We start from the raw sequence: 23,645 nt of genomic DNA, 5'->3' as shown, positions 1-23,645 counted from the left end.
ATGAATAAAACAGCAGTCGCCAATCAAACGGATCAGCTATTAGAAGAAATCGCAGCCTATGCAGTAGACGGGGAAATTACGAGTAAAGAAGCCATTGAAACGGCACGCTATGTGCTCATAGACACACTTGGCTGCGGAATGCTGGCGCTCAATTTTCCTGAATGTACGAAGCATCTTGGACCGATTGTACCTGGAACAGTTGTACCTAATGGAGCAAGAGTTCCAGGTACTTCCTTTGTGCTAGATCCTGTTCAAGCGGCTTTTGATATAGGCTGTATGATTCGCTGGTTAGATTATAATGACACGTGGCTTGCAGAGGAGTGGGGACATCCGTCAGATAACTTAGGCGGAATATTAGCTGTAAGTGATTACATCAGCAGAACACGGCTTGCAAACGGAGAAGAGCCGCTTTCGATGAATGACGTACTACATGCGATCGTCAAAGCACATGAAATTCAAGGCGTGCTGGCTTTAGAAAATTGTCTGAATCGCAATGGCTTGGATCATGTGCTATTTGTCAAAGTAGCAACAAGTGCTGTTGTATGTGCATTGCTTGGTGGAACAAAGGAAGACGTGCAGCATGTTTTATCGCAAGCGTTTGTTGATAATTCACCGCTTAGAACATACCGTCATGCCCCGAACACAGGATCAAGGAAATCATGGGCAGCGGGTGATGCAACAAGCCGCGGGGTGAGACTCGCAATGATGACACTCAAAGGGGAAATGGGCTATCAAACGCCGCTTAGTGCAGAGAAGTGGGGCTTTGAAGATGTTCTGATGAAAGGGAAATCTCTCACACTTGCTCAGCCGCTAGGATCATACGTCATCGAAAATGTGCTTTTCAAAATTGCTTATCCTGCTGAGTTTCATGCCCAAACGGCTGCAGAGGCTGCTATGATCCTGCATGACGCTGTAAAAGGTCGATTAGATGACATTGACCGAGTAGAGATTACAACACATGAATCAGCGATTCGGATTATCGATAAGAAGGGACCGCTGTATAATCCAGCAGACCGCGATCATTGCTTGCAATATATTACTGCGATTGGATTGATCTATGGTGAGCTCACAGCTGACCATTATGAAGAAGAAACAGCGCAAAATCCGGTCATTGATCGTCTCCGGGATCAAATGGTCATCAAAGAAGATAAACAATATACAGCGGATTATTTAGATCCGAAAAAGAGATCCATTGCAAACAGTGTGCAGATCTTCTTTAAAGACGGGACGATGACAGACCGAATCGAAATTGAATATCCACTTGGTCATCGCAGAAGAAGGCAGGAAGGGATTCCTCTGCTTGAAAAGAAATGGCTCTATCATTTGAAGACGAGATTTCCACAAAAACAAGTGGATCAAATTGTTTCACTCTGTCAAAATCCAAATCAATTAAAAACAACAACCGTACCAGCATTTATGGACCTATTCGTCATATAAGGGGGAACTAGTGTGTGGATCGTGAATGATGAATCAAGTCAAGCAGAATTAGCCTCAGCCTTTCAAGAACAAATGCACAAATCAGCTTTATTTCAAATTCCAGGCGTTCACGATGGAATGTCTGCGCTCTATGCAAAAAAAATGGGCTTCCAAGGGCTCTATTTATCCGGAGCCGCTTTTTGTGCCAGCAAAGGATTGCCTGATCTCGGCATGATCCATTCAACGGAAATGGCTGAAAAAGCGAAGGAAATCATTCGAGCTTCTCAGCTGCCGCTTTTGGTCGATATGGATACTGGCTATGGCGGTGTATTGAATGCTGCAAGGGCGGCAAAGGAAATGGTAGAAAGTAAGGTGGCAGCTGTTCAAATTGAAGATCAGCAAATGCCAAAAAAATGCGGACATTTAAACGGAAAATCGCTCGTTCCAGTAGAAGAAATGGTCGCAAAAATCAAAGCCATCAAACAAGCGGCACCAACGCTTTTGGTGATTGCGAGAACCGATGCAAGGTCCGTAAATGGGATGGAGGATGTCATCCGCAGGGCCAATCTTTACGTAGAAGCAGGAGCTGACGCTATTTTTCCTGAGGCACTCATCACAGCAGAGGACTTCACGCATGCGTCAAACAATATTAAAGGACCGCTTCTTGCAAATATGACGGAGTTTGGTAAGACGCCTTATTATCATGCAGACGAATTTTCTGTATTTGGCTTTCAAATGGTCATTTACCCTGTGTCATCACTCAGAGTCGCTGCAAAAGCGTATGAGCGTTTATTTACAGAAATCATGGAGAAGGGGACGCAGCAAGGAATGCTAAAGGACATGCAAACGAGACAAGAGCTGTATGAAACGATTCATTATGATGAATATGAGGAAATGGATCAGCATTTGGCGAAAACGATCCTGCCGGAAATCGGAAAAGAACAGCGATAAAATGAAAAGCACTTCCATTTAGGAAGTGCTTCAGCATGTAGACAAACCCTCGCATTCGTTGTCAGGTCTGCGCTCCGGTGCTCACGAATGTCAAATTCGCTCCGCTCCGGTACTCGTCCTTCCTAGACTTCAAAGGTTTTCAAGTCACGCTGAAAAGAAGACAAAGTGCTAAAATAAACATCATTTTAGCACTTTGTCAACAATCTAAGCACTTCCATTTAGGAAGTGCTTTTTTTACGATGATGGTGAGGATGACGAAGCCAATTTCATCTTTTCTTCAACTGTTTTCGTTTTTTCTTTAACTTTTTCAGCATATGTGAAGTCACCGAAGCAATATGGGTAGCGGAAGTTATCTTTGTTGCCTCCGCACGTATAGACTTCTGGGTTTCGTTTCACTTGCTTTTTAGAGTATTGCTTTGCCAATTTCTCGGAATGTTTTCCCCCGTTTTTTGCAACAAAATCAATATAGCCAATTCCCATATTATAGCTTTGGATAATGGTTTCCAAATCAACGCCTTTTTTCTTCCCATGCTTGTACATAGTAGAAAAATGATGGACTCCTTGTCTAATGCTTTTCTGAGGGTCATTGATTTCATTTCGTTTCAAACCAAGAGATTCAGAGGACTGCATTGGATCTCCGCCTCTGCCTTTTGATTCTTGATACATCATACCGAGGATTAACGCGGTATATTGATCTAAATCTTGATCTCTTAACTCTGTTTCTACAAGCGGTTTGAAATCATCCAATCTCGACAAAACAATTGATTCCGTATCAATCGGCAGCTTTTTTAACTCCTTTTGATTAAAGGACATGACAATGGCTACTAATACGAAAACAAACAGAAAAATCGTGAAGCAGCCTGAAATGGCAAAACATCCTGTTTTTTTCTTTTTCAAGGTCAGTTCACCCCTGTTTTGCCCCGCTTTTAAAAGGGAAGTACAGCCTTTTTATTATGCCATATCCTGCACAAGATACCAAGTGAAAACCTTTTAATCAATCGTACCCAAATGTAAATTCGGGTCTTGTTTTCAGTCTGTAGCAGAAATAAACAAAACCGATAATTAGCCAAAGCAAACCAATGATTAATGCATTTGTACTGATGCTCGTTAACAGCCATATACAAAAGGCCGTCCCGCACAGAGGAATCACTGCGTATCTCAATGTATTGAGTACACCTCTTTGTTTTTGTCTAATGAAATAGTACGCAAAAACAGATAAGTTCACTAATGTGAATCCAATCAACGCGCCGAAGCTGATAAAGGAATAAATGACTTCAAGTTCGCCAACGACTGCGGTTAAGGAGAAAGCGCCAATTAATAAAATATTAAAAACAGGGGTTTTTAATCTCGGATGAATATATCCGAAGAAACGCTTCGGTAACGACTCATCTCTACCCATTGCATATAATAGCCTTGCTGCACTTGCATGTGACGATAAGGAAGAAGAGATAACAGCGACCATTGTGCCAGCTAAAAAGAACGAGTGGAGAAAGGCACCGCCCACAAATTCCGCAATTTCAAGTGAGGCCGCATCGGGATGCTTGAACTGCTGAAAATTTGGAAATACTTGCTGCAAAAAATAAGACGTCAAGGTAAACAGTACGCCTCCAATGGCGACGGTTAAAAAGATGGCAAGTGGGATCGTCTTTTTTGGCTTAATGGTTTCCTCAGAAAGGGTCGAAATCGCATCAAATCCTAGAAACGAAAAACATAAAATGGTTGCTCCTGAAAAAATAAGCGCTGGATCTAAGCTCGCCGAATAAAAAGGCCGGGCGGACAATAATTCTCCGCTGCCTGCATTTTGCGTGAGCCCATACATAATAAACCCAACAAAAGTGACGGCGACAATGACCTGAAAGGTCACAAATAGTGCCGTGATGTTGGCTGTAAGCCGGATACCGATTACATTGACAGTCGTTATGGCGATAGCAAGTATGATGATCCAAATGTAATGAGGTACATCAGGAAAGGCTGCGGTTAAATAAGCACTTCCAATCGCAAAATTCACCATAGGCAAAAATAAATAATCCAGTAAAAGTGTCCAGCCTACAAGAAAGCCAACATGAGGATGTATACTTTTTTGCGCGTATGTATAAGCAGATCCTGCTTTTGGAAAAGCCTTCACCATATTCCCATAGCTAAGCGCTGTCAATAGTAATGCAAGTAACGTAAATATATAAGCTGTAGCAACGTGTCCTTTCGTCAGTTGAGCCACAATGCCGTATGAATCAAATACGACAAGTGGATCCATATAAGCAAGCCCGATCACAACAAGTGGAAAGACAGTCAGGCTGCGTTTTAGTCTTGGCTCTTCAGTCAATTTGCCTATCAGCTCCTCTAAAAAAATGAATAAATAATGCTCATTTTAAAAAGAATGCTACCAAGTGTCAATGCTATTTGAGTAAATCTTTTTTCTAAAGTGTGCTCTCTTTGCACGCCGGACGTTTTGGTATATGATGATACATAGAATAAGTCGTGATTTGACGGACAAGAAAGGTGAAGAAAAATGAAGGAAGAACTGAATACAAATCAAGAACAGGAAAGGATGGAGCTGGATGAAGAAAGTCTATTTCTTGTCTCCCAAACCTTTAAAGCTTTATCTGATCCGACACGTATTCGAATTCTGCACCTGCTGTCTCAAGGTGAACACTCGGTAAATGATATAGCAGAAACACTGAATCTCATGCAATCAACCGTTTCTCATCAGCTGCGCTTTTTAAAAAACCTTCGTCTCGTGAAATCTAGACGAGCAGGGACCTCGATTTTTTACAGCCCTGAAGATCAGCATGTGATGGAAGTGCTTGAACAGATGATTCACCATGCACAGCACGATTGATAAAAAACCTTCCTACTTTCATATAGGAAGGTTTTTATGCATGATGCACATGAGTTGATCTTTTATTTGCTTTCATCATGTGATAAGAAAAAACAATATAGTAAGCAGCTAGCAGAAAAAAGCTGAGCATGGTCAAGGCATCATCACTCACTATATGCTGATACAATTCAATGACATCGATCTTTGTCATTGAATGTTTTGTCAGTTCAACCAATTTAAAGGCAAATCTAGATAAAAACAAACATAAAATGAAGCTTTCAATCCATTTACTCGTTTTCATATACAGCCGGCCATTTTCTTCTTTCATGCGAATCGTCTGATAGGCATGAACAGCGAGGCTGCTTCCAAAAAGCATACCAATAGCGGCATAGATGATGATACTATGATTTTGCCATCCTTCTGATAGGAGAATAAGGGCAGAAAGTCCAAAGAGATACATTCTCAACAAAAGCCTGATAGGGCGTACAAGCTGATAGCGTCTCATTCGATTCATTCGAATGATCATGCAGATCAATATGATGATCCCAATCATGAACAACTGCCACACGTTATGTGTCATGATGCAACCTCCTCCTGCACGTGCAGGGATGTAAACGAATGCTGGCTGTTACTTATCTTTACCATTCTTTCTTTTTTTATCAAATCAAAACCTACATTTATGAAAAAGAGGAAAAGTCATGAAAATTGATCGCATTTTGTCTATTGTGATGCTGCTCATTAGCAAGAAGCAAGTTCAAGCGAAAGAGCTTGCTGAACTTCATGAAGTGAGCGTGAGAACCATTTATCGTGATATTGATACCATCAATCAAGCTGGGATTCCTGTTGTGACAACGCAAGGAGTAGGAGGGGGCATTTCACTTGTTGAGGACTATCGTTTAGAGAAAAAATTATTTACTGATGATGACATCGAGGTCATTTTAACAGCCCTCGAAAGCATGACGAGTGCCTATTCCTTTAAAGAAAGCGAACATGTACTGAAAAAAATCAAATCGCTTATTCCCACGCATACGTGTGAAAACGAAAAGCAGCATCATGTCTTCATTGATTTAAGCTCCTGGGGAAAAGACAGCCAGGCAGAAAAGAAGCTTCAGCTCATTCATACAGCTGCGTCAGCGCACCAATACATTCAGTTTACTTACCGCAATGCGAAAGGTGAAACACTTCCACGCAAAGTGGAGCCTTATACGCTCGTTTTAAAAGGGAGGCATTGGTATTTGTATGCGTTCTGTTGTGTAAAAAAAGCTTTTCGTCTGTTCAAGCTAACTAGAATGACGGGTCTTGTCACCATTTCAGGTTATTTTCAACCGAAAAGAATCAAAAACGAAGAAAAGCCTTGGAATGATTCTTGGCAAGAACAACCGTCGGTCAGCTCTGTCACGCTCAGGTTAACGGAAGCATCAGTGGGGAAAGTGAAGGAATGGGTAGATGAGAACGAATTGAATGTTTGTTCAGACGGCACTTACCTTGCCACCATTACCGTACCTCTTGATGATTGGTTAAATAGTTTCCTATTCCATTTAGGTCCAGATGTTGACATTCTTTCCCCGAAGCATGTCAAAGAAGCGTTTGACATTCAGTTGAAACAATTTCTCAAACGAATAGAAACTTGACACAATGTTGTCAGGTTTCTTTTTATATGATAGAAAAAAAGGAGATGAGAATGTATGTACGATATCGTGACATTAGAGAAACAATGGATGAAAGGGTTGTCTGTTCGAACAACAAACGAAATGGAGCAAACAAAAGAGCGGAAGATTGCTCCACTCTGGCAACAATTTTTTGCGCAGCAGCTTCACGGAGGGCAAGCGCCCGTCATAGGATTATATTCAGATTATGAAAAAGATGAGCATGGCTCTTATTTATTTACTGCTGGGCAATTCGTGGATCAGCAGGTAGAACATGTCATAGAGGTTCCTTCATCGACCTACGCAAAATTCCGAACGAGAAAGGGACCTATTGAAGAGGTTGTGTTGGAGACATGGCAGCAGATTTGGGCGTGGGATGAGCGCCATTACCGCACATATACAGGCGACTTTGAATGGTATGATGAAAGATCTATAGATCCAAAAGAAGCGCAAATTGATATTTATATTGCGGTTGATGAAGAAATGCTTGCTAAAACTAATATCATTAGTTAATATAAAACTAACAACATTAGTTTTAGGAGGACATATGATGAGATTGACAACTTTTGATCGCCTGCACCAGCTCACATTGATGCCGCGTCTATTTCCGGTAAATTGCTATGTATTTGAGGAAGAAAATGGACTGATATTAATTGATGCTGCTTTAAAAATGGCAGCAAGCTCGATCATTGAATTTGCGCACAAAAAAGACAAGCCAATCGACAAGATTATTCTCACTCATAGTCATATGGATCATATCGGTGCACTAGATGAAGTGAAAAAGGCTTTTCCAGAGGCAGTCGTTTATTTATCAAAACGCGATGCCCTCCTTTTTGAAGGTGATTTTTCCTTGCTTCCTGGTGAACCTCAGCAAAAAATTAAAGGCAGTTTTTCAAAAGACATTCACACAAAACCAGATGTGCTTGTCGAAGAAGGGGACGAGATTGGGTCACTTAAAGTCATCTCAACACCAGGACATACACCTGGAAGCATTTCTTTATACGATGAAAGGTCAGGGATTGTCATTGCAGGAGATGCACTTGTGACAAAAGGCGGTTTATTCGTAACGGGTGAGTTTCGCTTGACCTTCCCGTTCCCGGCTTTTGCCACTTGGGATGCAGAAACAGCACTCAAAAGTGCCGAAAAATTGCTGGCACTTCCCTTATCTTGTCTTGCAGTAGGACATGGTGATCTTATCATGGAACCTCATGCCAAGCTTCAAGCTGCCATAACAAAAAGGCAGCATCAGTTAAAGAAAGGGAGGCAGTAAACCGTGTCTCCAAGAATGGGTATCACGCAAGAAAAAATCATCGATACAGCAGCCGCATTTGTTGATGAAGAGGGCTTTTCTGCATTGACCATTGCTACATTGTCTAAAAAGCTGAACATCAGACCACCTTCTATTTATAATCATGTATCTGGTCTTCTTGAAATTCAGGCGGCACTCGCAGAAAAAGGGCTGTCCATGCTACGTGAAGAAGGTATACACGTAACAGAGGGATTGGATAAAGAAGAAACTGTGTTAGCCTTTGCCAAACAGTATGTTCAATTTGTCCGCGAACATCCAGGCCTTTATGAAGCGGCCTTTTCACATATGGAGGAGAAAAAAGTAAGAAGTGAGGCAGAGCGCCTTGTTGAATTTGTCCAATCCATCATGGCCCGTTTTGGTGTCAAAGAAGAAGAGATGACACATGTGGTCAGAGGACTAAGAAGCTTATTGCACGGCTTCGGTGATATTTCAAACAAAAATGGATTTCAACGAAAAGAACAGCTTGAAGACAGTGTGAGCTATGCGGTCAAGCTTTATATCTCAGGTGTGTTGCAAAAAGAAGATCTGTCTCATTGACAGGTCTTTTTTTGGTAGTGAACCGATATGTTAAAGAAGCGACCATCTTGAACCAATTTTTGACAAAAAAGAATAAAGATTTGACAGTTTTGTGAAACATGGTATGCTTGTTATGTGAAATAATTCACATAGAGGAGTAGAGGCAGATGAAAAGAAAGCCTGTTTATGTGGAAACAACCATTCATGCACCGATAGAGAAAGTATGGGAATATACGCAAAATCCAAAACTTCATGAACAATGGGATTTGCGCTTTTCAACCATTTCATTAAATGAACCTCAAAATGAACAGCCCCAATCCTTTTTGTATGAAAAGCATCTTGGGTTTGGTTTCAGTGTCACAGGGACAGGAGCTTATCGAACAAGAATGATGGATGAACGGAATGAGCGGGCATCCTCACTTCATTTCAAATCGTCACACCCATTGTCTTTTATCAAAGAAGGTAGTGGCTACTGGAAGTATATGAAAACAAGCGACCACATTGTGTTTCAAACTCAATTTGATTACAAAACGAAAGAAGGAAAAGGATGGACATGGGCAGACCGGATTCTTTTTCGCCCAATGATCGGGTTTATGACAGCCTTTAGTTTTGGTGCATTAAAGACGTGGCTTGAAAAGGGAACGCATCCTCGGTTATTACTAGAGAGAACACTTGCTCATTACGGGATTTGTTTGCTGTTTGCCATCGTCTGGCTATGTCAAGCGGTCATTCCTTTTTCACATTCGGCTTTTGATCATAGCATGAGTTTTCGATTGTTTTATGCGCTTTTAGGCATATCATGGCTAATTCCCATACTATCAAAGAAATATCTCTACATTTTACAAAGTATGTTTCTTCTCATTATGCTTTGTATAGGGATCCTATCCCCGCAAACGACGCTTCATGAGCCGCTTGTGATGAGTGCATTTTTCATTTTGTCGATTGCAGGTATGATCAACCTAAAAGATTGTGTAGATGTATTTTCTATCAAACGAAAAAGGGGAGGTAGACATGGTCGTTCATCGTCATCAAGTAAAGGATTACGATAAACTGCATCCAAAGCTAAAAGAGAGATACAACCGCGCGTTTTCTGCTGAAGGTACTATGGAGGAAATAGGCGGCGGGTCAAGACTCATTCGATTGATCTTCAGAATGGGTCCACTGTTTCGTTGTTTTTTCCCCGAGAGAGGGAAAAACATTCCTTTCCAAATTGTCAACGAGCCTTTTGTGACAAATAAGGGGGAGGAAGGGATGCACTGGTATCGAACGTTTTATTTCCCAAAGAAGGAGCGGCACTTTGATGCTGATATGATCATTGATCAGAAGAGTCATACAGTACTAGACTACTTTGGAAAGCCTAGATTTCTTGTGTCAGAGCTTCATTTTACAGTAACAAAGCATGGTTTCTTGCACATCCAATCCGGCCGGCAGAAGTTTTTGATGTTCGGCAAGGAATGTCCGCTGCCTTCATGGCTTTATGGTGTGTCAGATGTAACGGAAGGCTACGATGAGCATGCAGGTGAATATACCATTGATGTCCACGTGAAAAATCGACTGTTTGGTACTCTTTTTACATATAAAGGCCGTTTTACAGAAAGGGTGTCTCATGATGAATAAGTGGCATTTGATATCCAGTCTGATCTTCATGTCTTGTTTTATCGCCACCCGTTTAATGACAGGCCGGGTAGCAGAATTTTTTGTTCTCATGGCAATTCTATTTTTTCTTCCCGCTGCCTTACATTTTTTTGAGAAAGAAGGGAAGAAACACAAGCCAGAGAGGCTGATCGGCTTTTTAATGAAAGCCTTTCCACTAGCAGCTCTTTGTGCAACCGCTGCTTTTATCTATCATTCTGCTTGGTTTGCATCGGGATGGCTTTTATATACAATCTTATTAGCGTTATTTGGCTTTTGTCGTTTACTGAAAAGAGGAATCTTTCCGCTTCATGAGCTCATGATTGATGGCGCATGGATGTATCTCGCTTTAGGCGGTCTGTGGTTTTGGCTGTACACAGCAGATATACAGGTGATGACATTTTCGCCGATCATTGTTCTTTTGACCGCTATTCATTTTCATTACTCGGCTTTTTTTATCCCGCTTTTTTATGGATTATTAGGAAGGCAGCAAGCAAAAGAGACAGCTTTATACAAAGCGGTGGGCTGGGTGATTTTGCTGTCGCCTGTGATGATTGCTGTTGGGATTAGCTTTTCCCGTCTATTTGATACGTTCAGCGTCATTCTTTATGTGATGGCCCTCTACATATATGGCATCCTTTGTATGAAAACAAGATTTCGGTCGACTTTGGCAAAAGGACTTGTTGTGTTTTCTAGCTTAGTTTTAATGGGGACGATCGTGTTATCACTTCTTTATTCCGCTGGTATGCTGATGCGTGTGACCTACATCAGCATTGATCAGATGATTTGGTTTCATGGCAGTATCAATGCTTTTTTTGTGATTTTGCCGGGTTTGATTGGCTGGCTGATTGAAGGGCCGAAGGATCAATTAAAGCAGAAGAACTTTCCGATTTCAAAAGTGCATGGCCGGTTTCAAATGATCTCTTTTCAAGAGGAAAGCGTGCATAACCCTGAGAAGCTGGGTTTAGTCGATTCGCTTGATGAATTAAATGGAACGACGTTTTCAGCTGATAGGGTCTCACCTGTGATTCGCAGATTTTATGAAGACCCTATGGCTTTTACATTAAAAGCAGCCGTCAGCTTTCATTGGTGGGTAAGGCCGTTCGTCTTTTTACTTCAGCCACTGTTTAAGAAAATAGGTCAGCTATATTTGGGGTTATCTTGTCATCCATATGAGATGAAGGGACGTCTGACTAGATTTCAACATCCGAAGGAAGAAAGGGAAAATGTTCGGGCTTGGATACGTCACAATGTAAAAGGAGAGCAAGTCTTTTTTGCTCTTTATGCTCTTCATTACGATGCAGCTGCGGGTTATATGAATATTGCGCTGCCACTTCCGTATTCTCAGCTGACAGCTATTTTAAAGCCTTTTAATGAGAAAGAAGATTTTCTATTAAAAAGCACATGTCCAAAAGGCAGTAGCGGTGACGAAGGATTGTATTTGCATACGCCTTTTATCACCATGAAACTGCCAATGGAAGAAAGCTTTCATATGAAGCCGGAGACGGATCAAAGTCTCACAGCGGTACATCAAATGAAGCTGTTCAGTATTCCTTTTTTAACGATTCATTATCATATTGACAGTGAAAGTCATCATGTTAGTCAATGATGTCACATGGTTCACCGTGCCGAATGATGTTCACAATCGCTTGCCCATCACTCGGATGATGATCTGCATACTGGACTGGCAGCAGTGCAAAAAATACATAGTAGACTGAGAAATAAGCAAATTGATAGAAAAATTGGTGCTCTGGCAGGAAATCATTGGCGATCATTGTATTCAGTATGAGAACACTGAGCAGGTTGCATAATGAACCGCCTAAGTAGACAAGAATGTGCGACAATCGGTTATTTTTCCTCATTTCTTCATAGTGGCAAAATGCATCTAGAAAATAGATTCGTCTAATTTCAACGACGCCTACTTTCAACACTTTTTTCCCTCTGCCAAGCGCAAAGGAAACCTTTGCCCCAAACATCCACGCGACCACAATATGGCCAAGCTGATGCAGGATGGCAACAATAGGAAGAATGACAAAAAACGACCAGCAAAACGTCCACATATCTGATAGTGTAAACAAGTGTGAACCCTCCCCAATATATTTGGGAGGAAGCAGTAGGATTATTTGCCATTTTACTGAATTCATTTTCAGGATGCAAACATTTAATACATGACAATAAATTTATTATGTAAACTATAAAGGCGATTTTAGCGCTGTATAGGATTTTTGAACCTCCTCTATGACAAAATGAATGTGCTACAATGGATAATCAATAGATGACGTTACCTTTTACGAAGGGGAGAGAGTCAGATGGCAGATATTGAACAGTTTTTGGCGTTAGATATTCGCGTTGGGACGATCATAGAAGTAGAATTTTTTGCAGAGGCAAGAGTGCCTGCGTTGAAGCTCAAGATTGATTTTGGTGAAGAAATTGGTGTGAAGCAATCTAGTGCTCAGCTGACAAAGCGTTATACTGCGGAGAATCTTATCGGCAAACAAATCGTAGCGGTCGTTAATTTCCCGCCAAGAAGAATTGCTGGGTTCAAATCAGAAGTGCTTGTCTTAGGAGGCATGCCGTCAAAAGAAGATGTGGTGTTGTTAGCGACAGATGAACCGGTTGAGAATGGAATAAAAATAGGGTAAGAAAAAAGACATCTTCCTAAGAAGATGTCTTTTGCGTATTGAGGCGGAATAACCACACGCCACATTCGTGTGTGTCTCAAAGAGACATGTTACCCGACTTACACAATTCAGCTCATCGCTTGATTAATATAGCATGGGATGAGCTTGAATGCAACCTTTAAATGAATTCTTTCAGATTTTCTTATCATTTCAAAAGACGAATGACAAGAAATCGATTATTCGGATTATTTTTTCAAAATATATTGAAAAGTCAGATCAGATTTTATAAAATGAATTCATCTTAGTTTGTTTGGTCAATAAACTAAGATGAATTTCAAGTATTGATCCTTATATTGAAGGAGATGATTCTGTCATTCGACTGTTTTGCTGCGCATTTGGGCTAAGCTGAAAGGAAGAGATGTTCAGCTACATTTTTATAACAAATTGAAAGCGCTTTATATTCCCTGTATTGATTGCTGTTGCCCTCCGTCATCTGTTCGTTAGAAGAGGCTAAGTGAAGAAGGGAGAAAGCTCATGGTTAGTGAGAATTTAAAGAAGATTCGTATGTCTGAAAAAGTGGGATATGCTTCAGGGGATTTCGCATGTAATTTGATTTACGCAACTGTCTCTACGTATCTATTATTTTTCTATACAGATGTGTATGGTTTATCAGCGGCAGCAGCAGGGACGATGTTTTTGGTTGTTCGCGCCATCGATGCGCTTGCAGATCCATTTATTGGTGCAATGGTGGACCGGACGAACAGCCGTTTTGGTAGATTCAGACCTTATTTGTTATTCGGTGCGTTTCCTTTTGTCGTACTTGCCATTCTTTGCTTTACAACACCTGATTTTTCCGAAATGGGTAAACTCATTTATGCCTACATCACGTATGTTGGTTTATCGCTTACATACACATTCATCAACGTTCCTTATGGTGCTTTAACTTCTGCAATGACAAGAAATAACCAAGAAGTTGTCAGTATTACGTCCGTTCGTATGGTGTTTGCCAATCTAGGCGGTCTAGTTGTGGCTTTTTTTGTACCTTTTCTTGCGACCTTTTTAAGTGATACGACAGGAAATACAGCACTTGGCTGGCAGATGACGATGGCTTTTCTCGGCGTTCTTGGCGGCGCATTACTGATTTTCTGTTTTAAAAGCACGAATGAACGTGTCACGCTTCAAAAGCCAGAGGAAAAGATTAAATTCAGTGATATCTTTGTCCAGTTACGAGTGAATCGCCCGCTTGTTGTATTAAGCATTTTCTTTATTATTATTTTTGGTGTGAACTCAATCAGCAACTCTGTTGGGATCTATTATGTGACGTATAACCTTGGCAGAGAAGATTTAGTGAAATGGTACGGACTCATTGGCAGTCTGCCAGCTTTAATGGTGCTGCCGTTTATTCCGAAGCTGCACAAGCTGTTAGGAAAGAAAAAGCTGCTGAATTATTCTTTATCGCTGAATATCGTAGGTCTTCTTGCCTTACTTGTGATACCGCCGAGTCAAATCACTTTAATACTGATTTTCAGGCTTGTTGCTGCTGCGGGGAGTATTACAGCCGGTGCTTACATGTGGGCGCTCATTCCTGAGACTGTTGAATATGGCGAATATAAAACTGGAAAAAGGATGGGCGGACTGATCTACGCAGTCATTGGATTTTTCTTTAAATTTGGGATGGCATTAGGCGGGATTGTTCCGGGGCTTGTACTCGATCGATTTGGCTATGTTGCAAACCAAGTGCAGACGCCAGAAGCATTGCTTGGCATTTTAATCACGGTAACAGTGATTCCTGTATGCTTACTGATTTTAGCGATGATTGATATTAATTTTTATAACCTAGATGAAGAAGAGCACCAAAAAGTCGTGAGGGAGCTTGAGAATAGGGATCAAGTATATATCGATCATATGGACGATTTTAAAATGTAGGTCGTGAAAGAGGAGGAAGTTGAATGAAAATTACCAATCCAGTACTCAAAGGATTTAACCCAGATCCAAGTATTTGCCGTGTAGGAGAAGATTATTACATGGCGGTCTCTACATTTGAATGGTTTCCAGGGGTGCAAATTTATCATTCGAAGGATCTCGTCCATTGGCGGCTTGCTGCGCGTCCTTTGCAAAAAACGTCGCAGCTGGACATGAAAGGGAATCCTGATTCTGGCGGAGTATGGGCACCGTGCCTAAGCTATGCAGATGGTCAGTTTTGGCTCATTTATTCAGATATTAAAGTAGTGGATGGTCCATTTAAAGATGGTCATAATTATTTGGTTACGGCAAGTGAAGTTGACGGTGATTGGAGTGAACCGGTTAAGCTTAATAGCGCTGGCTTTGATCCCTCTTTATTTCATGACCAAAGCGGGAAGAAATACGTCTTAAATATGCTGTGGGACCATAGGGAAAAGCACCATTCCTTTGCGGGTATTGCTCTGCAGGAATATAGCGTGACGGAAAAGAAACTCATTGGTCAGCGGAAGGTCATTTTTAAAGGCACACCGATTAAATTGACAGAAGCACCGCATCTTTATCACATCGGTGATTACTATTATTTATTAACAGCAGAAGGAGGCACCAGGTACGAGCATGCGGCAACAATTGCCCGTTCCCCGCAGATTGAAGGGCCTTATGAGGTTCATCCTGATAACCCAATTTTAAGTGCTTTTCACACGCCTGAACATCCGCTTCAAAAATGTGGGCATGCTTCCATTGTTCAAACGCACACAAATGAGTGGTATCTCGCTCATCTGACTGGCCGCCCTATTCAATCAAGCAAGGAATCTATTTTTCAGCAAAGAGGGTGGTGTCCTTTAGGAAGAGAAACAGCGATTCAAAAGCTTGAATGGAAGGATGGCTGGCCGTATGTTGTGGGCGGAAAAGAAGGAACGCTGGAGGTTGAAGCGCCAGCGATCAACGAAAAGGTTTTTGCTCCTACCTACCATACAGTCGATGAGTTTAAAGAATCAACGTTAAATAGACACTTCCAAACATTAAGAATTCCTTTTACTGAACAGATCGGTTCATTAACGGAAAAACCTCAGCATTTAAGGTTATACGGTCAGGAATCTCTAACATCTAAGTTTACTCAAGCTTTCGTTGCAAGGCGCTGGCAAAGCTTTTATTTTGAAGCAGAGACAGCTGTGTTGTTCTTTCCAGAGAATTTTCAGCAAGCCGCTGGTCTTGTGAATTATTACAATACGGAAAATTGGACAGCGCTTCAGGTGACATATGACGAGGAACTTGGCCGCATTCTTGAATTATCTGCCTGTCAAAACCTTTCCTTTTCTCAGCCATTGACACAAAAAATCGTCATTCCAGAGGAGGTCACCTATGTGTATTTAAAAGTGACCGTTCAGAAAGAAACATATACCTATTCTTATTCTTTTGATCAAAAAGACTGGAAGGAAATTGATGTGATATTTGAATCTAGCCATCTATCTGATGACTTCATTCGAGGAGGAGGATTTTTTACAGGGGCATTTGTCGGCATGCAGTGCCAGGATACAAGTGGTGAGCGTCTTCCTGCTGATTTCAACTATTTCCGTTATGAGGAAACAGATAAATAAAAAAGACAACACGGTAAGAGCTGTCTTTTTTATCTATGAATCTGTCATGGAGAGAGGGTGGCATCTTGCAGAAAAGCTTCAATGACGAGAGATGTCATCCCTAATACCGGTGCGTTGTGTCCTAATGACGAAGGAAGCAGCTCGACATGTGAACTGAATAGAGTGTCTATCCTTGAGGATACCTCCTCTTGAATCACACGTAGAACCGTTGGCTGCGCTTCAATCACTTTGTTTCGTAAAATAATCGCTTGCGGGTTAAAGGTATGCAGGACGTTTGTGAGGCCGACTCCAAGATAAAAACCAAAGTTGCGCAAGGTATTGAGCGTTTTCATGTCATTTAACATTGCCAGCTGTTCCACATCTTGGTGAGAGATGGGTTGATCATTTGTTTGAAGGGACTGAAACAAGGCTTTCTCAGATGCATACAGCTCCCAACATCCACGGTTTCCGCAGCTGCAAGTTGGTCCATTAAAGTCGATGGTCATATGTCCCATTTCACCAGAAAATCCGTATGCACCTCTGTATAAATGATGATTGATAATGATCCCGATTCCAATGCCAGTGCCGATGCTGGCATAGATCAAATGATCATAAAGTTTAGCGGCACCAAAGATTTTTTCACCATATGCACCAGCATTTGCTTCATTTTCAATGAAAACGGGTACTTGGAATGCGTCTTGGAGCGTTGTTTTTAGGTCAACATTTTTCCATTTAGAATGCGGCGTAAACACGATTTGTTGATCGGCATCCACTAGCCCGGGTATACATAGGCCAATACCTATGAGCCCATATGGGGAAGAGGGGATTTGTGCCATCAACTGCTGGATTAATTCAGTTAATATGCGTATGGTCACATCAGGAGCGCTTGATGGGAGCCTGATCTGCTCTTCTTGAAGGATGGACCCTTCAAGGTCGGTTAAAATGCCATTGACATAATCAACGCCGACATCAATCCCGATGGAGCAGCCAGCACGTTTATTAAACATCAGTAAAACCGGTCTTCTCCCGCCGCTAGACTCACCTTGGCCGATCTCATAGACGAGTTGCTCTTTCATTAATGTACTCACTTGAGAGGAAACAGTCGATTTATTTAACCCAGTGCGTTCAGATAATTTGGCTCTAGAAATTGGCGCATGCTGGAGAATTTCTTTTAATAATAGCTTTTGATTTATTTTTTTCACAAAGTTCTGATCAGCGATATCCATGTTATCCACTCCATTTGTTTCGTCTTTAGATTAAGTGAAGAAAAAAGCTGTTTTTCTTCGCCTGTCATCTGTAAGAAGGATGATTTTAACTTTATTATAACGAAAATATTTCTAAAAAACTAAAAAATGTGGAAAATTCAAAGTGAATTGATCATCAATTGAACATTAGTTTGTTGAATCAACTTACAAAGATATTCATAGGAGGAATAAAAGATGGCCAACTCAAATATGAAAACGTTACACAGCTTAGAAGGGATCGGAAAAATACAATTTGAAGGAAAACAATCAAAAAACCCACTCGCTTTTAAACACTATGATCCAAGCGAAGTGATTGGCGGAAAAACTATGAAAGATCATTTGCGCTTCTCAGTCGCTTATTGGCATACATTGACTGCTGATGGAACAGACATGTTTGGAACTGGTACGATGCAGAGGGCCTGGGACTCCTATAGCGGGATGGATTTAGCAAAAGCTAGATTGGAAGTAGCCTTTCAACTGTTTGATCTATTGGATGTTCCGTATTTTTCCTTCCATGACCGTGACATTGCACCGGAGGGAGATACGCTTCAAGAGACCAATCAGCAATTAGACATCATTTTAGAAAGAATGAAAGAATACATGCGTGATAGCGGAGTCAAGCTGCTGTGGAATACGGCCAATATGTTCAAGCATCCTAGGTTTGTACACGGCGCAGCGACATCTTGTCATGCAGATGTCTTTGCTTATGCAGCCGCACAGGTGAAAAAAGGCATCGAAACAGCTAAAGAACTTGGCGCAGAAAATTACGTTTTCTGGGGAGGACGAGAAGGATACGATACTCTGCTGAATACTGATATGAAAAGAGAGCTTGACCACATGGCGTCATTCTTGCATATGGCTGTTGATTATGCAAAGGAGATTGGATACACTGGCCAATTTTTAATTGAGCCTAAGCCAAAGGAGCCAACCACTCATCAATACGATGCAGATGCAGCGACATCTATTGCCTTTTTAAAGCAATACGGACTAGATTCATATTTCAAATTGAATATCGAGGCCAATCATGCGACGCTTGCTGGTCATACGTTTGAGCATGAATTACGCGTCTCAAGGATACATGGATTGCTCGGTTCTGTGGATGCGAACCAAGGGAATACGCTGCTTGGCTGGGACACTGATGAATTTCCAACCGATTTATATGCCACAACTCTTGCCATGTATGAAATTTTGCAAAATGGCGGACTAGGAACTGGCGGTCTCAATTTTGATGCAAAAGTGAGAAGAGCTTCTTTTGAGCTTGAAGATATTTTGTATGCCCATATTGCGGGTATGGATGCATTCGCAAAAGGACTGAGGGTCGCTCATAGACTCATAGAAGATCGTGTGTTTGAAGATGTGATCAAGCACCGGTATCGCAGTTTTTCTGAAGGGATTGGCCGTGACATTTCAGAAGGAAAGGCAAACTTTCATACATTAGAAGAGTATGCGCTCAAACACCCTTTAATCAGAAACGAATCGGGAAGAGAGGAACAGTTGAAAGCCCGATTAAATCAATACTTGTTAGAAGATTGATTGAAGAAGCGGACCTGTTTTGAAGGAGTGAAGACATGAAGTATGTGATGGGAATTGATCTTGGAACGAGCGGAGTCAAAGCCATATTAGTCGATGAGGATGGAAAGGTGTGCGGCGAGACCACTAAGCCTTACCGCCTCATTCAAGATAAACCTGGATATTGTGAACAGAACCCAGAGGATTGGGTTAAGCAGACAGTGGCTGCGATGAAAGAACTGATGGCAAGACAGCCTGTCCTTTCAAAGAAAGTAGAGGGCATCAGCTTTTCTGGACAGATGCATGGTCTGGTTCTTTTAAATGAATCCCGCAAGGTGCTCCGCCCTGCGATTTTATGGAATGATACACGAACGACTGCGCAATGTACACGCATCACAAAAAAGCTGGGGAAACAGCTGCAAAAGATCACGAAAAATCAGGCGTTAGAAGGATTTACACTGCCAAAATTATTATGGGTAAAGGAACATGAACCAGAAATTGATCAACAAATCGACATGTTTTTACTCCCAAAAGATTATGTCAGATTTCGTTTAACAGGTACTGTTCATATCGATTATTCTGATGCGGCTGGCACATTGCTGTTAAATATTGGAGAGCAAGCGTGGAGTAAAGAAATTTGTCAGGCATTTGATATTCCTCCTCATATTTGTCCGCCGCTTATCTCATCAGAGGAAGAGGTTGGTACACTATTTCCGCACATTGCACGTGAGACGGGGATCGAAGAGGGGGCAAAAGTCTTTGCTGGCGGGGCAGACAATGCTTGCGGAGCAATTGGTGCTGGTATTTTATCCTCTGGCCGCACGTTATGCAGCATTGGTACATCTGGCGTCATTCTCTCTTACGAAGAGGATCATGAAAGAGAGCTTAAAGGAAACTTGCATTTGTTCCATCATGCAAAAAAAGACGCTTTCTACACAATGGGTGTCACCCTTTCAGCAGGATATAGCCTTAATTGGGTAAAACATTTACTGGCTCCAGAGGAATCGTTCCAATCACTTTTAGAGGGTGCAGTTGATGTCGCGCCAGGAGCGAATGGATTGCTCTTCACGCCATATTTAGTAGGGGAGAGAACACCTCATGCGGATTCTACCATTCGTGGAAGCTTGATTGGTTTAGACAGCCGACATGAAAGGGCGCATGTCGTCAGGGCTGTGCTAGAAGGGATTACCTTCTCGTTAAATGAATCTATTTCCTTATTCCGGCAAGCAGGAAAACACATAGATTCTATTGTGTCCATTGGGGGCGGTGCAAGAAGCCGGACATGGCTTCAAATGCAAGCAGACATTTTTCAGGCTGAGGTCATCCAGTTAGACAATGAACAAGGGCCTGCTTTAGGTGCAGCTATGCTGGCCGCCGTTGGTTGCGGCTGGTATCCATCGCTTGAGACATGTGCAGATCAGTTTATTCATCAAGCTGCTGTCTATGAACCAGAGCAGCAACATGCAAGTATATATGCTGATCTATTTCATCTGTATCAAAAGATCTATACACAAACAAGAGACATCCATGCCGGGTTAGAACAATACCGTTCCGTCTAGCAGAGAATGGTGACATGAAAGGAGGTGATGAGCTCGCTTCATCTTAGAGAAGGCAGAACAATTTTAATGAAAAAAGGAGAGGGATGGAAAATGAATTTGAAAAGATTGAGGCTATTGTTTGTGATGTGTATTGGATTTGTGCTGACACTGACTGCTGTACCAGCTTATGCGAAAACGATTTATAATAATGAAGTAGGTACACATAGCGGGTATGATTACGAATTATGGAAGGATCATGGAAACACCTCGATGACACTTAATAACGGCGGGGCATTTAGTGCAGGCTGGAACAATATTAATAATGCTTTATTTAGAAAAGGAAAGAAGTTTGATTCCACTAAAACTCATCATCAGCTTGGCAACATCTCTATCAATTACAACGCAAACTTTAACCCAGGTGGGAATTCCTACTTATGTGTCTATGGCTGGACACAATCTCCACTAGCAGAATACTACATTGTTGATTCATGGGGCACCTATCGCCCAACAGGAACGTATAAAGGATCATTTTATGCAGATGGGGGCACGTATGACATTTATGAGTCGACCCGTGTCAATCAGCCTTCTATTATTGGAATTGCGACCTTCAAGCAATATTGGAGTGTACGTCAATCGAAACGTACGAGTGGAACGGTATCTGTCAGTGCACATTTCAAAAAATGGGAAAGCTTAGGGATGCCAATGGGCAAAATGTATGAAACGGCATTTACTGTAGAAGGCTATCAAAGCAACGGAAGTGCGAATGTAACGACCAACCAGTTGTTTATTGGTCAATAGAAAGCATTAAAAAGCCAGCAGCTTTTGCTGGCTTTTCTTCTGTCTATGATCATTTTTCAACTTCCACTCTGCCAGAAAAGAACGTCGCACCGCCGCCCATATCTGCTAGCCGATCAGGTGTTAGTCCGTTGACTAGTTGTTTTTTGCCTTTTTGATCTGCCCATAATCCTTGACTGACCACAACACCAGGTAATACATTGTGACCGACTGACACGACAAGCTCGCATTCTCCTCGGTCATTCAGCACACGCACCATGTCACCATCTTCAATCTCTCTTGCCTTTGCATCAACTTCATTCATGTGAAGCTTAGGAAACTTCTCGAGCTTTTGATGCTTTTCATGAAGTGAGAAGGTCGAGTTAAGGAAATTATGATTCGGTCCCGGTATAAAGGTAAGCGGATATTCGCTTTCCTGATAAAGGAGCACGTAGGTTGGCAGTGCTGGATATCCGTCTTTTTTCATTTGTTCAGAATAAAGCTCAATTTTGCCGCTCGGGGTAGAGAGCTTTAAGTCTTGGAAAGGTCCTCGTTTTGCTTTGATCCATTTCTTTTCTTTTAATGCCTCGTATGAAATGTCCTCATAATGCGGATTTTCTGGATGATGAAGGGCTTGTTCCATGAGTTCCGCATCTGTCTCGCGGAAGGCTTCATCTTCAAAGCCCATCGCATGGGCTAACAAGCGGAACACTTCCGTATTGGATTTGCTTTCTCCATAGCGTTCAATCACTGGCTCTTGAATTTGAATATAATGGTGCCAGTATGATGTATAGAAATCCTCATTTTCAAAAGCGGATGTTGCCGGCAGGACAATGTCTGCATACTTAGCTGTCTCTGTCAGAAATAGATCATGAACGACTGTAAATAAGTCATCTCTCAGCAAACCTTCTCTTACTTTATTTGCTTCAGGCGCGACAACGGCTGGGTTAGACGAGTAAACAAAGAGTGAATCAATGGAAGGCGCTGCATTTGTCAGCACACTGCCCAGCTGATTCATATTAAATGATCTAGGCATGCGTTCTTTTAATAAATCCGGCCGCTGAAGAGCTGTTTCATTATAGCTGAGAAAAGAAGAGTTTGATTTCATCGCACCGCCGCCCTTGTGGAGCCACTGACCAGTTAGGGCAGGGAGGCAGGAAATGGTTCGAATACTCATTCCGCCATTATCATGGTGCTGCAAACCATTGCCAATACGAATAAGAGATGGCGATGTTTCTGCGTACATTCTTGCAAGTGTAAGGATATCCTCTTTAGAAACCCCCGTGATGCCCTCAACAGTGTCTGGATCATACTGCTTCACATGCTCACGCAGCTCCTTATGACCGGTTGTATAAGATTCTAAAAAGGCTTCATCTGTCAGTCCTTCTTTAAAAAGGACATACATGATGCCAAGGGCAAGTGCACTGTCAGTACCAGGTCGAAGCGGAATGAACCAATCTGCCATCCGTCCAGTTTGGTTCTTGTGAACATCAATCACGACAATCTTTGCTCCTTGCTTTCGCGCTTTTTGTGCAAGGGTGATTTGGTGCATATTGGTCGACACGGCATTGATGCCCCAAAAGATGAATAGTTTCGTATGAATGGTCTCTTCTGGATCTGTCCCAATGCTTGCACCCATTGTATATTTATAGCCAGTCGTTCCTGCTGACTGACAGATGGTCCTGTCTAATTGACTTGAACCAAGACGATAGAAAAAGCGGCGGTCCATGCCTTCTGCATTCAGATTGCCCATATTCCCATAAAAACTGTAAGGCAGAATACTTTCTGGACCTTTTTCTTCAATCAGTTTTGTCCATTTTTGCCGAATAGTTTCAATGGCTTCTTCCCACGTAATCTGGGCAAATTGTCCATCGCCTTTTCGACCAACACGCTTCAAAGGAGTGGTCAGTCGCTTTTCATCATATAAACGGGCTGTGACATTCCGCACTTTGTTACATATGTTGCCTTGGGTGACGGGGTGGTCTGGATCTCCCTGCACTTTTACGATCTTTCCATTTTCTTTATGTATCAAAAGACCGCACTGATCCGGGCAATCTAACGAACAAACTGATTTGAATATTCCGTCTTTCATTGCTGTATAATCGGTCATGAATTTTTGGCTCCTTTTCTGAAATCCG

At 41.8% G+C, this 23,645-nt stretch carries 22 protein-coding genes; 16 read left to right on the top strand and 6 right to left on the bottom strand.

Annotation, left to right across the window (positions count from 1 at the left end; genetic code table 11):
• Positions 1 to 1,437, top strand: a complete 1,437-nt coding sequence (locus tag MHI33_RS10920) for a bifunctional 2-methylcitrate dehydratase/aconitate hydratase (protein WP_044141295.1) — start codon at positions 1 to 3, stop codon at positions 1,435 to 1,437.
• A gap of 12 nt (positions 1,438 to 1,449) precedes the next feature.
• On the top strand, positions 1,450 to 2,367 hold the full coding sequence (gene prpB / locus MHI33_RS10915; protein WP_185108868.1) for a methylisocitrate lyase: 918 nt from the start codon (positions 1,450 to 1,452) through the stop codon (positions 2,365 to 2,367).
• A gap of 234 nt (positions 2,368 to 2,601) precedes the next feature.
• Here prpB and MHI33_RS10910 read toward each other — a convergent pair whose 3' ends face one another.
• A complete protein-coding gene (locus tag MHI33_RS10910; protein ID WP_044141293.1) occupies positions 2,602 to 3,264 on the bottom strand; it encodes a lysozyme family protein in 663 nt (220 codons plus the stop codon).
• A 97-nt stretch (positions 3,265 to 3,361) separates the two neighbouring features.
• Positions 3,362 to 4,687, bottom strand: a complete 1,326-nt coding sequence (locus MHI33_RS10905; RefSeq protein ID WP_044141292.1) for an APC family permease — start codon at positions 4,685 to 4,687, stop codon at positions 3,362 to 3,364.
• Positions 4,688 to 4,873: 186 nt separating this feature from the next.
• On the opposite strand from MHI33_RS10905, the gene czrA reads away from it, so the two are divergent.
• Complete coding sequence (gene czrA, locus MHI33_RS10900) at positions 4,874 to 5,203, top strand: Zn(II)-responsive metalloregulatory transcriptional repressor CzrA (RefSeq protein WP_007500691.1); 330 nt, start codon at positions 4,874 to 4,876, stop codon at positions 5,201 to 5,203.
• Positions 5,204 to 5,237: 34 nt separating this feature from the next.
• On the opposite strand, the gene MHI33_RS10895 is transcribed toward czrA, so the two are convergent.
• Positions 5,238 to 5,762, bottom strand: a complete 525-nt coding sequence (locus tag MHI33_RS10895) for a mother cell-specific membrane sporulation protein (protein ID WP_111912793.1) — start codon at positions 5,760 to 5,762, stop codon at positions 5,238 to 5,240.
• 118 nt (positions 5,763 to 5,880) lie between these two features.
• Between MHI33_RS10895 and MHI33_RS10890 the strand changes: the two genes are divergently transcribed.
• The 7 genes from MHI33_RS10890 to MHI33_RS10860 all read left to right on the top strand — a co-directional run bounded on the left by MHI33_RS10890 (position 5,881) and on the right by MHI33_RS10860 (position 11,894).
• Positions 5,881 to 6,813 (top strand): helix-turn-helix transcriptional regulator, encoded by a 933-nt coding sequence (locus tag MHI33_RS10890; RefSeq protein WP_340911158.1) that lies wholly within the window; start codon positions 5,881 to 5,883, stop codon positions 6,811 to 6,813.
• 54 nt (positions 6,814 to 6,867) lie between these two features.
• The gene (locus MHI33_RS10885) at positions 6,868 to 7,341 is read left to right on the top strand and encodes a GyrI-like domain-containing protein (RefSeq protein WP_050943935.1); all 474 of its coding nucleotides are present in this window, start codon (positions 6,868 to 6,870) and stop codon (positions 7,339 to 7,341) included.
• Positions 7,342 to 7,378: 37 nt separating this feature from the next.
• Positions 7,379 to 8,098 carry an MBL fold metallo-hydrolase gene (locus MHI33_RS10880; protein WP_044141288.1) on the top strand — a complete coding sequence of 240 codons (720 nt, stop codon included), beginning with the start codon at positions 7,379 to 7,381 and terminating at the stop codon, positions 8,096 to 8,098.
• Positions 8,099 to 8,101: 3 nt separating this feature from the next.
• Entirely contained in the window at positions 8,102 to 8,674 is a 573-nt protein-coding gene (locus MHI33_RS10875) for a TetR/AcrR family transcriptional regulator (protein WP_340911155.1), read from the top strand.
• A 146-nt stretch (positions 8,675 to 8,820) separates the two neighbouring features.
• Complete coding sequence (locus MHI33_RS10870) at positions 8,821 to 9,702, top strand: hypothetical protein (protein ID WP_340911151.1); 882 nt, start codon at positions 8,821 to 8,823, stop codon at positions 9,700 to 9,702.
• Positions 9,665 to 10,270, top strand: a complete 606-nt coding sequence (locus MHI33_RS10865; RefSeq protein WP_340911149.1) for a DUF4166 domain-containing protein — start codon at positions 9,665 to 9,667, stop codon at positions 10,268 to 10,270. The genes MHI33_RS10870 and MHI33_RS10865 overlap by 38 nt, the downstream gene beginning before the upstream one ends.
• Positions 10,263 to 11,894, top strand: a complete 1,632-nt coding sequence (locus tag MHI33_RS10860; RefSeq protein WP_340911146.1) for a YndJ family protein — start codon at positions 10,263 to 10,265, stop codon at positions 11,892 to 11,894. Before MHI33_RS10865 ends, MHI33_RS10860 begins: the two co-directional genes overlap by 8 nt.
• Here MHI33_RS10860 and MHI33_RS10855 read toward each other — a convergent pair.
• Positions 11,884 to 12,363, bottom strand: coding sequence for a site-2 protease family protein (locus MHI33_RS10855; protein ID WP_003216048.1), 480 nt, complete (start codon positions 12,361 to 12,363; stop codon positions 11,884 to 11,886). The genes MHI33_RS10860 and MHI33_RS10855 overlap by 11 nt on opposite strands.
• A 231-nt stretch (positions 12,364 to 12,594) precedes the next feature.
• Between MHI33_RS10855 and csaA the strand changes: the two genes are divergently transcribed.
• The 3 genes from csaA to MHI33_RS10840 all read left to right on the top strand — a co-directional run bounded on the left by csaA (position 12,595) and on the right by MHI33_RS10840 (position 16,463).
• Complete coding sequence (csaA, locus tag MHI33_RS10850; protein WP_340911142.1) at positions 12,595 to 12,927, top strand: chaperone CsaA; 333 nt, start codon at positions 12,595 to 12,597, stop codon at positions 12,925 to 12,927.
• Between the two features lie 513 nt (positions 12,928 to 13,440).
• A complete protein-coding gene (locus tag MHI33_RS10845; protein ID WP_340911139.1) occupies positions 13,441 to 14,832 on the top strand; it encodes an MFS transporter in 1,392 nt (463 codons plus the stop codon).
• A 23-nt stretch (positions 14,833 to 14,855) separates the two neighbouring features.
• Positions 14,856 to 16,463 carry a glycoside hydrolase family 43 protein gene (locus MHI33_RS10840; protein ID WP_044141281.1) on the top strand — a complete coding sequence of 536 codons (1,608 nt, stop codon included), beginning with the start codon at positions 14,856 to 14,858 and terminating at the stop codon, positions 16,461 to 16,463.
• Between the two features lie 44 nt (positions 16,464 to 16,507).
• Here the strand turns inward: MHI33_RS10840 and xylR are convergent, their stop codons facing one another.
• Positions 16,508 to 17,668 carry a transcriptional repressor XylR gene (gene xylR, locus MHI33_RS10835; RefSeq protein WP_340911136.1) on the bottom strand — a complete coding sequence of 387 codons (1,161 nt, stop codon included), beginning with the start codon at positions 17,666 to 17,668 and terminating at the stop codon, positions 16,508 to 16,510.
• Positions 17,669 to 17,881: 213 nt separating this feature from the next.
• Between xylR and xylA the strand changes: the two genes are divergently transcribed.
• The 3 genes from xylA to MHI33_RS10820 all read left to right on the top strand — a co-directional run bounded on the left by xylA (position 17,882) and on the right by MHI33_RS10820 (position 21,531).
• Positions 17,882 to 19,219: a xylose isomerase gene (gene xylA / locus MHI33_RS10830; RefSeq protein WP_340911132.1), complete on the top strand. Its 1,338-nt coding sequence runs from the start codon at positions 17,882 to 17,884 to the stop codon at positions 19,217 to 19,219.
• A gap of 35 nt (positions 19,220 to 19,254) precedes the next feature.
• Positions 19,255 to 20,754 (top strand): xylulokinase, encoded by a 1,500-nt coding sequence (gene xylB, locus MHI33_RS10825; protein ID WP_340911130.1) that lies wholly within the window; start codon positions 19,255 to 19,257, stop codon positions 20,752 to 20,754.
• A 90-nt stretch (positions 20,755 to 20,844) separates the two neighbouring features.
• A complete protein-coding gene (locus MHI33_RS10820; protein WP_126741847.1) occupies positions 20,845 to 21,531 on the top strand; it encodes a glycoside hydrolase family 11 protein in 687 nt (228 codons plus the stop codon).
• A gap of 49 nt (positions 21,532 to 21,580) precedes the next feature.
• Here MHI33_RS10820 and MHI33_RS10815 read toward each other — a convergent pair whose 3' ends face one another.
• Positions 21,581 to 23,617: a molybdopterin oxidoreductase family protein gene (locus tag MHI33_RS10815; RefSeq protein WP_340911127.1), complete on the bottom strand. Its 2,037-nt coding sequence runs from the start codon at positions 23,615 to 23,617 to the stop codon at positions 21,581 to 21,583.
• Positions 23,618 to 23,645: the final 28 nt, after the last annotated feature.

This window comes from Bacillus sp. FSL K6-2971, assembly GCF_038006405.1.
GTDB lineage: Bacteria > Bacillota > Bacilli > Bacillales > Bacillaceae > Bacillus > Bacillus pumilus.
This window is presented reverse-complemented; position numbering and strand designations above follow the sequence as displayed.

What these genes read in the sequence shown, in the direction of transcription:
- xylB (WP_340911130.1), top strand. Translation starts at nt 19,255, where the DNA reads ATGAAGTATGTGATGGGAATTGATCTTGGAACGAGCGGAGTCAAAGCC.
- MHI33_RS10860 (WP_340911146.1), top strand. Translation starts at nt 10,263, where the DNA reads ATGAATAAGTGGCATTTGATATCCAGTCTGATCTTCATGTCTTGTTTT.
- MHI33_RS10920 (WP_044141295.1), top strand. Translation starts at nt 1, where the DNA reads ATGAATAAAACAGCAGTCGCCAATCAAACGGATCAGCTATTAGAAGAA.
- xylA (WP_340911132.1), top strand. Translation starts at nt 17,882, where the DNA reads ATGGCCAACTCAAATATGAAAACGTTACACAGCTTAGAAGGGATCGGA.
- MHI33_RS10845 (WP_340911139.1), top strand. Translation starts at nt 13,441, where the DNA reads ATGGTTAGTGAGAATTTAAAGAAGATTCGTATGTCTGAAAAAGTGGGA.
- MHI33_RS10890 (WP_340911158.1), top strand. Translation starts at nt 5,881, where the DNA reads ATGAAAATTGATCGCATTTTGTCTATTGTGATGCTGCTCATTAGCAAG.
- MHI33_RS10815 (WP_340911127.1), bottom strand. Translation starts at nt 23,617, where the DNA reads ATGACCGATTATACAGCAATGAAAGACGGAATATTCAAATCAGTTTGT.
- MHI33_RS10895 (WP_111912793.1), bottom strand. Translation starts at nt 5,762, where the DNA reads ATGACACATAACGTGTGGCAGTTGTTCATGATTGGGATCATCATATTG.
- czrA (WP_007500691.1), top strand. Translation starts at nt 4,874, where the DNA reads ATGAAGGAAGAACTGAATACAAATCAAGAACAGGAAAGGATGGAGCTG.
- xylR (WP_340911136.1), bottom strand. Translation starts at nt 17,668, where the DNA reads ATGGATATCGCTGATCAGAACTTTGTGAAAAAAATAAATCAAAAGCTA.
- MHI33_RS10870 (WP_340911151.1), top strand. Translation starts at nt 8,821, where the DNA reads ATGAAAAGAAAGCCTGTTTATGTGGAAACAACCATTCATGCACCGATA.
- MHI33_RS10865 (WP_340911149.1), top strand. Translation starts at nt 9,665, where the DNA reads ATGGTCGTTCATCGTCATCAAGTAAAGGATTACGATAAACTGCATCCA.
- MHI33_RS10880 (WP_044141288.1), top strand. Translation starts at nt 7,379, where the DNA reads ATGAGATTGACAACTTTTGATCGCCTGCACCAGCTCACATTGATGCCG.
- csaA (WP_340911142.1), top strand. Translation starts at nt 12,595, where the DNA reads ATGGCAGATATTGAACAGTTTTTGGCGTTAGATATTCGCGTTGGGACG.
- MHI33_RS10820 (WP_126741847.1), top strand. Translation starts at nt 20,845, where the DNA reads ATGAATTTGAAAAGATTGAGGCTATTGTTTGTGATGTGTATTGGATTT.
- MHI33_RS10840 (WP_044141281.1), top strand. Translation starts at nt 14,856, where the DNA reads ATGAAAATTACCAATCCAGTACTCAAAGGATTTAACCCAGATCCAAGT.
- MHI33_RS10885 (WP_050943935.1), top strand. Translation starts at nt 6,868, where the DNA reads ATGTACGATATCGTGACATTAGAGAAACAATGGATGAAAGGGTTGTCT.